12 protein-coding genes and 2 tRNA genes are annotated in these 11,713 nt (G+C 63.5%); 6 read left to right on the top strand and 8 right to left on the bottom strand.

Annotated elements, in window-relative coordinates; translation table 11 throughout:
- Positions 1–49: 49 nt before the first annotated feature.
- The gene (locus BMY25_RS14390; protein WP_092497742.1) at positions 50–796 is read right to left on the bottom strand and encodes a sulfite exporter TauE/SafE family protein; all 747 of its coding nucleotides are present in this window, start codon (positions 794–796) and stop codon (positions 50–52) included.
- A gap of 96 nt (positions 797–892) precedes the next feature.
- On the opposite strand from BMY25_RS14390, the gene BMY25_RS14395 reads away from it, so the two are divergent.
- Complete coding sequence (locus tag BMY25_RS14395) at positions 893–1,810, top strand: LysR substrate-binding domain-containing protein (RefSeq protein WP_092497744.1); 918 nt, start codon at positions 893–895, stop codon at positions 1,808–1,810.
- Positions 1,811–1,814: 4 nt separating this feature from the next.
- Here the strand turns inward: BMY25_RS14395 and BMY25_RS14400 are convergent, their stop codons facing one another.
- The 4 genes from BMY25_RS14400 to BMY25_RS14415 form a co-directional block, all read right to left on the bottom strand.
- A complete protein-coding gene (locus tag BMY25_RS14400) occupies positions 1,815–2,897 on the bottom strand; it encodes a catalase family protein (protein WP_092497746.1) in 1,083 nt (360 codons plus the stop codon).
- The gene (locus BMY25_RS14405; RefSeq protein ID WP_238858348.1) at positions 2,894–3,856 is read right to left on the bottom strand and encodes an alpha/beta fold hydrolase; all 963 of its coding nucleotides are present in this window, start codon (positions 3,854–3,856) and stop codon (positions 2,894–2,896) included. Before BMY25_RS14405 ends, BMY25_RS14400 begins: the two co-directional genes overlap by 4 nt.
- 225 nt (positions 3,857–4,081) lie before the next feature.
- A complete protein-coding gene (locus BMY25_RS14410; RefSeq protein ID WP_092497748.1) occupies positions 4,082–4,441 on the bottom strand; it encodes a DUF4406 domain-containing protein in 360 nt (119 codons plus the stop codon).
- A complete protein-coding gene (locus BMY25_RS14415) occupies positions 4,435–5,049 on the bottom strand; it encodes an NUDIX domain-containing protein (protein ID WP_092497750.1) in 615 nt (204 codons plus the stop codon). The genes BMY25_RS14410 and BMY25_RS14415 overlap by 7 nt, the downstream gene beginning before the upstream one ends.
- 109 nt (positions 5,050–5,158) lie before the next feature.
- On the opposite strand from BMY25_RS14415, the gene BMY25_RS14420 reads away from it, so the two are divergent.
- Complete coding sequence (locus BMY25_RS14420) at positions 5,159–5,914, top strand: DeoR/GlpR family DNA-binding transcription regulator (RefSeq protein ID WP_092497894.1); 756 nt, start codon at positions 5,159–5,161, stop codon at positions 5,912–5,914.
- 132 nt (positions 5,915–6,046) lie between these two features.
- Positions 6,047–7,108: a DMT family transporter gene (locus BMY25_RS14425; RefSeq protein ID WP_092497752.1), complete on the top strand. Its 1,062-nt coding sequence runs from the start codon at positions 6,047–6,049 to the stop codon at positions 7,106–7,108.
- A gap of 291 nt (positions 7,109–7,399) precedes the next feature.
- On the opposite strand, the gene BMY25_RS14430 is transcribed toward BMY25_RS14425, so the two are convergent.
- Positions 7,400–7,864 (bottom strand): GNAT family N-acetyltransferase, encoded by a 465-nt coding sequence (locus BMY25_RS14430; protein ID WP_143061981.1) that lies wholly within the window; start codon positions 7,862–7,864, stop codon positions 7,400–7,402.
- Between the two features lie 344 nt (positions 7,865–8,208).
- Here BMY25_RS14430 and BMY25_RS14435 point away from each other — a divergent pair, with 344 nt between their 5' ends.
- Positions 8,209–8,955: a hypothetical protein gene (locus BMY25_RS14435; protein WP_092497756.1), complete on the top strand. Its 747-nt coding sequence runs from the start codon at positions 8,209–8,211 to the stop codon at positions 8,953–8,955.
- A gap of 390 nt (positions 8,956–9,345) precedes the next feature.
- On the opposite strand, the gene BMY25_RS14440 is transcribed toward BMY25_RS14435, so the two are convergent.
- A tRNA-Gln gene (locus BMY25_RS14440) sits at positions 9,346–9,420 on the bottom strand.
- 63 nt (positions 9,421–9,483) lie between these two features.
- A tRNA-Gln gene (locus BMY25_RS14445) sits at positions 9,484–9,557 on the bottom strand.
- A gap of 830 nt (positions 9,558–10,387) precedes the next feature.
- On the opposite strand from BMY25_RS14445, the gene BMY25_RS14460 reads away from it, so the two are divergent.
- Positions 10,388–11,245 carry a manganese catalase family protein gene (locus BMY25_RS14460; RefSeq protein WP_092497762.1) on the top strand — a complete coding sequence of 286 codons (858 nt, stop codon included), beginning with the start codon at positions 10,388–10,390 and terminating at the stop codon, positions 11,243–11,245.
- A 104-nt stretch (positions 11,246–11,349) separates the two neighbouring features.
- Complete coding sequence (locus tag BMY25_RS14465) at positions 11,350–11,709, top strand: metal-sensitive transcriptional regulator (protein WP_238858349.1); 360 nt, start codon at positions 11,350–11,352, stop codon at positions 11,707–11,709.
- The last annotated feature ends 4 nt before the right edge of the window (positions 11,710–11,713 follow it).

The following is an 11,713-nucleotide window of genomic DNA, read 5'->3' on the forward strand; positions in this document are numbered from 1 at the left end:
GAAGCGCTGGACGGTCCCGTCGCGTGGCTGGAGCCGCAGCGGAATGCGATCAGAACAGCGGTCGCAAGGCCAGTTCCAGGCCGAGGACAAGCAGGAAGAGGAGGAACAGCCTTCGGAAGACGAGCGGGCTGATCCGTGTGCGGATCATTTTTCCCACCGCCATGCCAGCAAGGGCAGGGACGACGAGGAGGATGGAAGCGAGCCAGCCGCTGCTATGGATGCCGCCGTTCAGGGCGAGACCGATCGCGAGAGCGACGGTCGAGATCGTGAACGACAGACCGAGCGCCTGGACCAGATCGTCCCGGTCGAGCCCGAGAGACTGAAGGTAGGGAACGGCGGGAATGACGAAGATACCGGTTCCTCCCGTCACCAATCCCGTGATCAGTCCGACCGGCAGCGAGACGACGCGCTCAAGCCGTCCGGGAACGGACAGCGGTCGAGCCAGCATCGTATAGGCCGCGTAGACCACGAGAGCGATGCCAAGTGCGGTCGTCGTCGTTTCCGTGTTGCCTCCCGTCAGGAGTTCTGAGCCCGCGACTGTTCCGACGACGATCGTCACCATCATGGGCCAGAGCCGAACGACCAGGAGGCCGAGCCGGGGTCCCGCCACAAGCTGCCAGACATTGGTGACGAAAGACGGCATCAGCAGGAGGCCCGCCGCCGTGACAGGCAACACGAGGGCGCCGAGGATACCCATCGCCACGGTTGGAAGACCCATCCCGGTAACGCCCTTGACGAGGCCGGCGAGGAAAAAGGTTGCGGTGACGGCGGCGAGGAGCGGCAGGTTCTGTCCCATCCGGGCAGTTCGTCCTTCCGGCAGGCGAGCGCAATTCGGAAGGGGCGGCATCACCCTTCGGCTGGTCCGAAGTCTCTTGTTATGCGAGGACACGGTATGCGCTTCGATCTGCCCGATCTGCGATTGTTCCTCGCCGCCGTCGATGCGGGCAGCGTCACGCATGGGGCGAAGGCTGCGAATCTGTCGCTGGCGGCCGCCAGCGAGCGGCTGCGGGACATGGAGATCGCGTCCGGCGTTCCGCTGCTTGTGCGCAACAGGCGTGGTGTGGTGCCGACGCGGGCGGGGGACATACTCGCCCACCATGCGCGCCTCGTCCTGCGCCAGGTCGGGGCCATGCACGCCGAACTGACGGACCATGCGAAAGGGTTCAGGGGCTCGGTCAGGATGCTGGCGAACTCGGCGGCGATCGCTGGCTTCCTGCCGGCGCGGCTTGGACCTTTTCTCGCCCGGCATCCAGGGGCCGACATCGATCTGGCCGAACGACCCAGCCCCGAGATCGTGAAAGCGGTGGCGGGCGGGCTGGCAGAGATCGGGATCGTGTCGGATGCGGCCGATACGAACGCCGTTGCGACCCGCCCCTTCGCCGTCGATCGGCTTGTCCTAGTCGTTGCGCGTGACCACCCGTTGGCGGGTGAGAAGCGTGTGGCCTTCGCGCAAATCGCCGCGGAGCCGATGATTGGGTTCGACGGTGCCCTTCAGGTGCAGATCCGAGACCAGGGGGAGCGCATCGGCATCCGCGTTCGCCCGCGTATCCTGCTGCGAACGTTCGAAGGCGTCTGTCGGATGGTCGCCGATGGGGCCGGGGTCGGTATCGTGCCCGAGCTGTCTGCTCGACGCGCCCGACGCTCGATGCCGCTGGATCTCCTGCGGCTGACGGATCCTTGGGCGACCCGACAGCTGATGCTCTGTTCCATGGACCACGAAAGGCTCGAGCCCTTGGCTCTGAGCCTTCTCCAGCACCTCGTGTCGGACGAGGATGGCGGATGGCCATCTTTCCGCGAGGGCGAGAAATGACCCGTCAGCCGGGCACTTCGCGGATATCGCGCTGAGGAGCCGCTTCAACGCCATTTTCGTGCTGTCGGAAGGCCGCCAGCGCACGATACACCTGAAGGCGCGCACGCATCACGGAACCGAGCGGCTGATGCGCGGCCAGACTGTGCGCTGGACGGAACGTCATCTGCTCGTCGAAATAGTGTTGGCGAGCGGCGCTGTAAGCCTCCTGCGCCGGAAGGCGGATCTTGGCAATCGTGCGGTAAGGGCTCTCGTCTACCGGCCAGTCGACAGACGCATCTTCGATGGGCTGGGTTTCCGCGTTCGTCCAGAGCTGCGCGCGCAATTCGAAGACGACGTCGTGGTCGTGAAAGAAGGCAACCGCCGCATGACGGAAGCCGTCCTCATCTTCATGCGGATCGAGCTTCCAGGTCTTGAGCGCCTCCTGCGCCACGCTAACCGGGAAAGCGCCGAGCTTGGCGACGTAATCTCCGAACCGGACCGGCGCCTGGCTGAAGTACGGGTCGGCCAGCGGATGGCTGAAGGGATGCCCGAAGAAGTCCGCCTTCGGGCTTTCGGCTCCCACCGCGTGCAGCAGTCGGTTGAAGTTGCGCGCGCTTGAGGAAACCGCGCTCTTGACCACCTCCGGCAACCCGGTTGACTTGCCGATGAGCGTGCCGTCGCGGAGAAAGCCTTTTGCCGTTCCCGACGGAAACGTGGTTCCGGTCGCCAGGACAAAGTCCTGCGTATCCGCGTGATGGTCCCCGAGTTTCTCTCCCGGAACGTCATAGACCTTGATCGACATGCCGCGATGCGTCGAGACGCGGTCGCCGAGCGTTTCTCCCGGCCCCTGCGCAAAGCGAACCGCGACAGGGTGATTGCCGGGCCGGGCGAACAGCCCTTGAGCGAGTTCGGGAGCAAGGCCCTCGGGGATCTCCAGGGTGCCGACGGCCAGGGCGCTGGATTTCGCGTGGCTGGCCCGTACCGCGTGGTGCTCGCGCGCCTCGACAGTCTCGCTCTGTTGCGTCATGCCGCGGATGATCCCGTCGATCGTCTCCTGCTCTTTCGGCTCGGGTTTCTCGATCTCGGGGCGGTATGGAAGATAGTTCATGGTTGCCTCACCTCGTCGGGAGCGTCGGCGAGAAATGCGATGATCAGGTCCGCAACGACGCCCGGCGCCTCGCGTTGCGGAAAATGTCCGACGCCCGGGAGTCCCACCATCTCGAAGGGGCCACCGAACTTGGCAGGTACCTTCGCGAAGCTCTCCTGAGTGGTCACGCCGTCCTCGTCGCCCTTGATGAACAGCGTCGGGAGGGACAGCTTGGTGGCCGCCTTGATCTTCGTCTCCAGCCAGTCGCTGCGCGGATCCGGCGCCGCTTCTTCCCAGCGCGAGCGATAGCTGTGCAGGGTGATGTCGACCCAGTCGGGATTGTCGAAGGATTTCGCGACCTTGCGGAACGTCGCCTCGTCGAACCAGCCCTTCGGCGACCAGTTTTCCCAGTGCAGGTGGGCAAAGCCATGAGGATCCGCGCGGACGGCCTGCGCGCCCCGCTCCGTCGCCATGAACCAGTGATACCAGTAGCGTTGCGCCTGTTCGAACGGCGGCGTTGGCATGCCGCCGAGCCGCGGCGGGGTGGCGAGCATGGTGATGCGCTCTATCCGATCGGGCCAGCCTACGGCCAGCGCCTCCGCGATGTTCGAACCCCAATCGTGCCCGACAACCGCGACCTTGTTGATGGCCAGCGCGTCGAGAACCGCGATCATGTCCATCGCGTGGATGCCCGGGTTCGCCGTGCGCGGCGCTGCTTTGTCGGTGAAAAGGGATCTGCCGAACCCACGCAGCGTCGGGATGATCACGCGGTAGCCGGCTGCCGCGATCGCCGGCGCCACATCATCCCAGGTGGAGGCGTCGTCGGGCCAGCCGTGGAGCAGCACGACCGACCGGGATGCGGAGGTGTTCAATTCCTCTACGTGGATGACGATATCCGTCACGCCGACCGACGGCATGGCGTCCTCCTCGATGTGATGGGCACCCAACCCGTCACTCCCGTCGGTGTTCCTGACCCCCATGCTTTTTCCGCGAGCGCATAACTGTACTCTCATCCGGCTGAGATCCCGCCTTGGGGGAAGTTTGTCAGCGCGGGTTCCGGCCCCCGATCCCAGGCAGCCTCGGAGATGATGACGACCATCTCGACCGATCCTAACCCCGGGCGCCGCCGCCTGCATCGCGCTCAACCGGGAACCTCCGCCCCACGACCCGCAACCCGTCGCCAGAGCGCATCAAAGAGACACTCGTTACGGCGACACGCCCGGCACATCGTTTACGTCGTCGTAGACTGGCAAACCCCGTTCTCGTGCCCGGCGAACATCGTTATCGGCACCTTTCGATGCGCCAGGCAGACGCAGCACGGCGTCACAGACATGCAGCAGGCGCTCCGCCGCGGGGTAGAAGATCTGGTCGTAGAGCTCGTCGCCCGATGCCGTTCCACCCGCCGAACGCCAGACGGGCATTGCCACCCATTCGCCAATCATGGGAACGTGCCCTGCTCGGAACAGCGGCCAGGACACCTCTTCGAGGCGCCGAAGGTTGGCTGCCATTTTCTCTGGATCGTCCCCGGTTCCGGAGCGGTAGGGTCCCGCGATGAGGATCAGCATTGCTCGGCTTGCGCGCTCGATGCCGCCGGTGGGAGAAGGTTCAGGGCAGCGTACTGCAACAGCATGATCGTCTTGCCGTCCCGGATCGTACCGGAGGCGATCATTGCCAACGCCTTATCGATACCGACTTCGAGGACCGCGATGTCCTCACCCTCAGCCTCGTTGCCGCCGCCTTGAGACGCGCGGTCGCCGGGCTCGTACTCGCCGACGAAGAAGTGGAGGCGTTCCGTCACTGAGCCGGGACTCATGAAGGCATCAAAGACCTGACGAACCTCGCGCACCCGGAAGCCCGTCTCCTCCTCCGTCTCCGCACGGATGCGCTTCTCGGGATCGGCATTGTCGAGAAGCCCGGCCGGTGTCTCGATCAGCAGGTCATCGTGTCCGTTGACGAAGGCCGGATAGCGGAACTGCCGGGTGAGGACCACCGTGCGTCGATGGGGATCGTAGAGGAGGATGGTCGCCCCGTTTCCCCGGTCATAGGTCTCTCGGGACTGGCGCTGCCATTTTCCGTCGCCCCGCTGGAACGAGAACGTGGTCTTCTTCAGGACGTACCAGTCGTCGGACAGGACGGTCACGTCCTCCAGGCGGATGCGGTGGGCGATGCTCACGAAAGACCCTCAACCATTCATAGGGGCGCTGATGACGCCTCTGGATATCGGCAAGGTTTCGTGCAATGTCGTGCAGAGTCAAGTAAGTTCGTGCAATCGGGGCTGTATGATGCTGACGACGGAGCGCAAGGCACTGATCCTTCAGAGGCTGCGGCAGGACGGCCGTTTGATCGCAAAGGCGTTCAGTCAACAGCTGGGCGTATCGGAGGATACGATCCGCCGCGACCTGCGCGAACTCGCTGGCGAAGGTCTGCTGCAAAGGGTCCATGGCGGTGCGTTGCCCGCCTCGCCAGCCGTCGCGGATTTCACCGAGCGCGCGCAGGCTCGAACGTCCGCCAAAGCTGCCCTCGGGAGCGCTGCCGCCGGATTGATCCGGCCAGGGCAGATCATCTTCCTCGATGGCGGCACAACGAACGTGCAACTGGCGCGTCAACTGCCCCGAGATCTGAAGGTCACGGTCATCACCCATAGCCCGAGCATCGCGGTGGAACTGGCCCGCCACCCACTGGCGGAGGTGGAGATGATCGGGGGGCGACTCTTCAAGCACTCGATCGTCGCAGTCGGTTCTGCGAGCGCGGAGGCGATCTCCCGCATTCGTGTGGATGCCTACTTCATGGGTGTAACGGGCCTCCATCCAGAGACGGGCGCGACCACGGGCGACGGGGAGGAGGCTGCGATCAAACGGCTGATCGCCAGGCAGTCAGCTGAGACGATCGTTCTGGCAACGAGCGAGAAGCTCGGGGCGGCATCGGCATACAGCATCGTGCCGCTAGCTGAAATCACGACGCTCGTGACCGCGGCTGGCCTGGATAGCGCCCTGCTGAGGCCGTTCCGGTCCCCAAACCTCGAGATCGTTCAATTGTGAGGGACTGCTCTGGGAAACCGTTCTCCACGGCCACAAGGGCCGCAATGGGGCGGGAGCGGAATGGCGGCCTTCATGGCAGCCTGGATTGAGTTTGGGTCGGCAGGCATGACTATCGCCTGATAGGCTCCGTGCATGAAGCACTCGCATTCTCACCTTTGGCCGGGCGTGCCGCTGGCACTTTCCTCCGCCCTGCTGTTCGGGGCCTCGGCTCCCTTCGCCAAGCTGCTGCTCGGCAGCGTGCCGCCGCAACTACTGGCTGGAGTGCTTTACCTCGGCGCGGGAGCCGGGCTCGCCATCGTGCATGGAGGCAGGGCAGCGCTCGGAATACCTGCGCCGGAAGCCCCGCTTCGCCGACACGATCTGCCTTGGCTGGCGGCAGTCGTTCTTTTCGGCGGCTTCGCGGGGCCGCTGCTCCTGATGCTCGGCTTGGCGCACACATCCGCCGCCTCCGGCTCGCTGCTGCTCAACCTGGAAGGGCTGGCCACCATGCTCATCGCGTGGATGGTGTTCCGTGAGAACGTCGATCGACGGCTGATAACCGGCGCCTTCGCCATCCTTGCTGGCGCGGCGGTCGTTTCGTGGAGGGGGGAGGGCGTGCGCCTCGATGCGGGCGCGGCGTTGATTGCCGCCGCCTGCGTTGCTTGGGGCATCGACAACAACCTGACGCGCAAGCTTTCCTCTGTCGATCCGGTGGTGACAGCCGCCGTCAAAGGGCTGGCAGCCGGAAGCGTCAATGTCGCCCTGGCCCTCTTGCTGGGCGCCCACGTGCCACCGCTGGCGACGCTCGGCATGGCGGCTTTCGTTGGCTTTCTCGGTGTGGGCGTTAGCCTTGTGCTCTTCATGCTGGCGCTACGTCACCTCGGGGCGGCGCGTACGGGCGCTTACTTCTCACTGGCGCCCTTCATCGGAGCGCTGATCGCCGTAACGTTGCTGGGCGAGCCGGTGACAGCGCAGTTGATCGCCGCCGGGCTGTTGATGGGCGTTGGGCTGTGGCTGCATCTGGCGGAGAGGCACGAGCACGAGCACCTCCATAAAGCGATGGAGCACGAGCACGTCCACGTCCATGACGCGCACCACCAGCATGAGCACGAAGGTCGGGTGACGGAGCCGCACTCGCATCGGCACTCACACGAGCCGCTGCGGCACAGCCATCCCCACTATCCCGACCTGCACCACCAGCACAATCACACCTAAAGATCGGTCGTTGGGTCGCGAAGGGAATCAGCGGGTCGGAACGGTCGCATCCGACCGAGCTCGGCCCCTTGGGCATCGGAAACAGCAAGCACGAGTCTACGCGAATAATCATGTTGGCACTTCCGAAGCCAGCCACGTACAGCGCGATCCGCGCGAAAGAGAAGCTACCTGGCGCGTCGATCCCTGCGGCTTTGCGGTTCGTGAGCTGAGCCGGATGCCGAAGCATTGCGGACCCGGATGGAAGGGCCGCAGACCTGCTGACGGAACCCGCAACCTTTGCTCGCTTTGGCATCATCGCAGTTTGACCAGTTCCTTGCCCATGAAGATGCTGAGCGGATCGGGTGCGTAGGGGGGGAACGCTTCTTGCTCCCGGTACCCCAGGCGGCGATAGAGGTGGCGCGCCTTGGCCGATTGGACCCCGGTTTCCAGAAGCAGCGTTGTGGCGCCTTCTTTTGAGGCGGAGCGCTCGATCGCTGCAATGAGAGCGCTTCCCACACCCTGACCTCTAGCCTGGGGATCGACGAACAGCCGTTTCATCTCGGCGGCGGAGTCGGAAATCCGGACGTATCCACCGCAGCCGAGAGCTACGTCTCCACTTCTGGCGACGAAGAAACGAACATCGGCCTGGAGAAGCTGCGACAGCGTCATTCCGGAGCGATCATCGGTCGGATAGAGCCGCCTTGACCGCTCGTCGGCCTGAGCCAGGAAGCGGGCGGCGTCTGCTTGGTCGGGAGTTTCACGCTCGATAGTCAACACGATCAAACCCCAATACAGCCTAGGTGAGCGGTTCAGTTCGTCATGCTTTTCGTCGCGAGGTGTTCTAAGCGGTCAAGCACCGTCGCCATGGCTTCCTTGCTTTCAAACGGCGGAGTGCACGCCTCATCGAAGAGGCGCCGGGCTACTCCGTGGGAGCCGCATTCCGCCTCTGCCGATTTCGGGAAGGCGCGCACGAGCACCATGTCGGCCAGCGAGGTGGGGCTCTGCGATCGTTTGGCGAAGAAGCGCGCGAAAGGCTGAATAGCCCCGAGTTTCGTAGGCTCCTAGCCCTCTCACTATGTCCCGCAAATGGCGAAAACCATCGCCTATTCCCGGGCGTTCGAATGCATATTACCAAAATGCCCGACGGGCTTGAGAGCGACGGAAATCCGCTCACCGAAGTGGATAAGCTTGAGCGCGAGCTGAAGCAGGCGGAGCGCCTTCCGGCATTGAACATGGTCATCGGTCAGCACGAGGAATTTGGATTAACCGCGATTACCCGGAACACGGGCGAGGCGGTATTGGTCACGGGATGCCCGTATTTTCGCTTCATTGCTGATGGCGATGCTAGGGAGGCGCGGAAAGACCTTCGGCGCTCAATCTGCGCAACGCTGGACAGGCTGGAAATCGCCCGCAAGTGTGATGATCCGGCAGCACCAAAGACAAGTTTTTCGGAAGACGGTGGGAAGCTGGAAGCTCACTTAAGTGAGCTTCAGGACCTCGCCCGCATCTTTCCCCGGAACTGTTGCGGGAGGATCGGGAGCTTCATGACCGGGCTGCCCGGTATAGGCTTCTGTATGTCAACCGACATCTCGCTTCTGACTCACAGAAGCCAGCCCAGGCCGATTAAGCTCCTTACGGCGGCCGCGCTGGCGGACACCCAAATACCCGCCAGTAAGTCTACGAGGCGCTTAGAGCGTGTGTGCCGTTCCCGCCCCGAAGGCTTGATCAAAGGTCAGATTGCCAAACACGAATTGGCCTCGCCGACCGTCGCTCAATTTGACGATCGCGGTTCCTGTCATCAGATCGGCCTGACGTGTGATCACCACATCGGCCTCCTTTCCATCCGAACAGACTCCGGCGACAACTAAGGTCGGGTTCGGATCGTGGGCATTGTAGGTGCCCGAGCATCGCGGTCCGCCAGGCACCTGCACCCAGAACGCACCGTGACCGTCGCTATAGGCTGTTGCCTGTCCCGCCGCTGGTGTTCGGTCGCTAAATTCGCCGGTTACCGGAAGCCTGAAGATCGCGCGTGACACGCTCGGCGCGGTTGTGGTGCATCCAGCCGCGAGCGCCGGGAGCAGGGTAGCACCCAAAACCAAAGCGACATCTCTAATGTTCATCTGCCCCACCTTTTTCAATAGGTGAGCAGCTACTTACCCGATCAGATCGGCCATGTCGCTACGCCCGTAGCACCCGAGAAACTGTTACGAATGCCGTCGCAGTCAATCGGATAAGTCATTGAAAATAAAAAGGTGTGATGGCTGGGGCGCCTGGATTCGAACCAGGGGATGGCGGTACCAAAAACCGCTGCCTTACCGCTTGGCTACGCCCCACCAAGTGCTTGCCGCGTCATCGAGGGGCCAAGCCGCGATGGATTTGACCGAGATCGAAGAAGCTGGCTGGGGGACCTGGATTCGAACCAAGACTAACGGAGTCAGAGTCCGTTGTTCTACCATTAAACTATCCCCCAAGCGTTCGATGGGATGAAACCATCCGCTCGGAAACGAAACGTGGAAGCGATCCGCGTCTCGTGGGCGTTCAGGTAGTCGGCTCTCTGGGTGTTGTCAACAGGGTGGAGGGCGCCGTTGCAATCTTCCGGTGGAGAAACCCCGATGAGGCACGGCGCGTGTCCCTCAGGGGTCTCGAATGCAAACTTCCCGGCAGCCTGCATCTATCGGCGGGATCGATCAATCCGATCTGCAAAACGCGTTGGAGTGCCCCGCGCCGACCGTGGTTCTCTCGACTGGATCGGGGATATCACTATGGCCATTCGCTCCAGCCTCAATTCTGTTCGCACGACTTGCGAGGTGAACCTCCTCAGCTGGACCAATGTAATTCCCTTTCCCTCCCGGGCAGAACGATCGACATTCCGCGTCAGCCCGTCCGCGGAGGGAAACTGGTCCGTGTTCCTCGGTCGCGAAGCGGTGGCGACGGGGCTGGCGGAGCGGTCTGCCGCGGAAGAGTGGATCTTCAGTCGGTTCGCGCTCGAGGCGCTCGAATAGCTCGCCGCTCGACTCTCAGCTGAGCCGCTAGCAGCCTGGCGCCATGCGCAGGCTCAGGTTCGCCCGCCTCCGTTGCTGCCTTGATTCACGAATGCGGCGATGCCGCGCTTCCGCCGTGAGCCGTCACTTCCCAGCCGAAACACCAAACCCAAACCCGTCATCCTCAATCGGGAGGGGGTGCGGAAGATTCGGGAACGGAAGGACGATGACCGCATTCACCGGGCGGGCCATATACCCCACTAGGGTATACTTAGAGGGCGAACCATCTTGGTGCGCCGGCCCGGCTCGGAGGCTGGCCATGTTCTATTTCGACAAGCGACTCCAATATCCCGTCAAGGTCGAGAACCCCGATCCGATCTTTGCCCGCATGCTTCAGCAGGCGATCGGTGGCGTCGAGGGCGAGATCCGCGTCTGCATGCAGTACTTCTTCCAGGCCTGGGGCGCGCGCGGCCCGACCACGAAGTACCGCGAGATGCTCCTGAATACCGCGACCGAGGAGATGGGCCACATCGAGATGCTGGCGACAGCCGTCGCTTTGAATCTGGAAAAAGCGCCCGCCAGCCTGCAGGAAGAAGGCGCCGCCGATGGCATCGTCGGGGCGGTGATGGGCGGCGAAAACCCCCGCCACACGATCGAGGGCATGCTGCACCGGCACATCCTGTCCACGGGCATGGCGGCATTTCCGGCCAATGCGGAGGGCGTGCCGTTCGACATGTCGCACATCTATGCGAGCGGCAATCTCGCGGCCGACATGTACTGCAACGTGGCGGCGGAAAGCACCGGCCGCGTGCTCGCGGTCCGTCTCTACAATGCCGCGCACGATGCCGGCATGAAGGACATGCTGCATTTCATGATCGCCCGCGACACCATGCACCAGCAGCAATGGCTGGCGGTAATCGAGGAACTCGGCGGCCATGAAGGCGCGCTGCCGATCCCGAACAGCTTCCCGCAGAGCCAGGAAGACCAGCGGCACAGCTACGACTTCTTCGCCACGGCGGCGGATGGATCGGCTCCGGCCGCCGGCCGCTGGACGCATGGCCCCTCAATGGACGGCAAGGGTGAGTTCACCGTGTTCCAGAACCAGCCGCTGGGCCAGGAGCCGGTGCTCGGGCCAGCTCGCCCGGACAGCGGCGCCCAATCCGAGCAGATCGGCTGATCGTCGACGGGGTCCGCTCGCCGGCGGACCCCTCCGGGTGGCGGATCCCGGGTTCGCCACCCCCTCGCTTCACCTCGCGCAAAGAACTCCGGGGCGTACAGGCGTTGCCTGATGTATTGATTAAAGGAATGCGGAGGTTTGAAGCGTTGGCAGACAGCGAGTTGAAGGACGGCAGGATCTATCTGCGCAGGACGGACGAGGAGAGAAAGCCGATCCTGCAGCGACTGAACCGTATCGAAGGCCAGGTGCGTGGTCTGCGCGCGATGATCGAGGAAGATCGATACTGCCAGGACGAGGTGCAGCAGATCAATGCGGTGACCGCGGCGCTTCGGGAAGTGGCCCTGATCATCATCTCCCAGCATGTCTCGGAGGGAATCGAGCTGGCGTCGCAGGGAGCGGACAATTCCGAAGCCATTCACGATGTGATGAGCGTGCTGCGATCCGCCATGCGATTCAAGGAATAAGCGG

The organism is Faunimonas pinastri (assembly GCF_900110915.1).
In the GTDB taxonomy this organism is placed as follows: Bacteria; Pseudomonadota; Alphaproteobacteria; order Rhizobiales; family Afifellaceae; genus Faunimonas; species Faunimonas pinastri.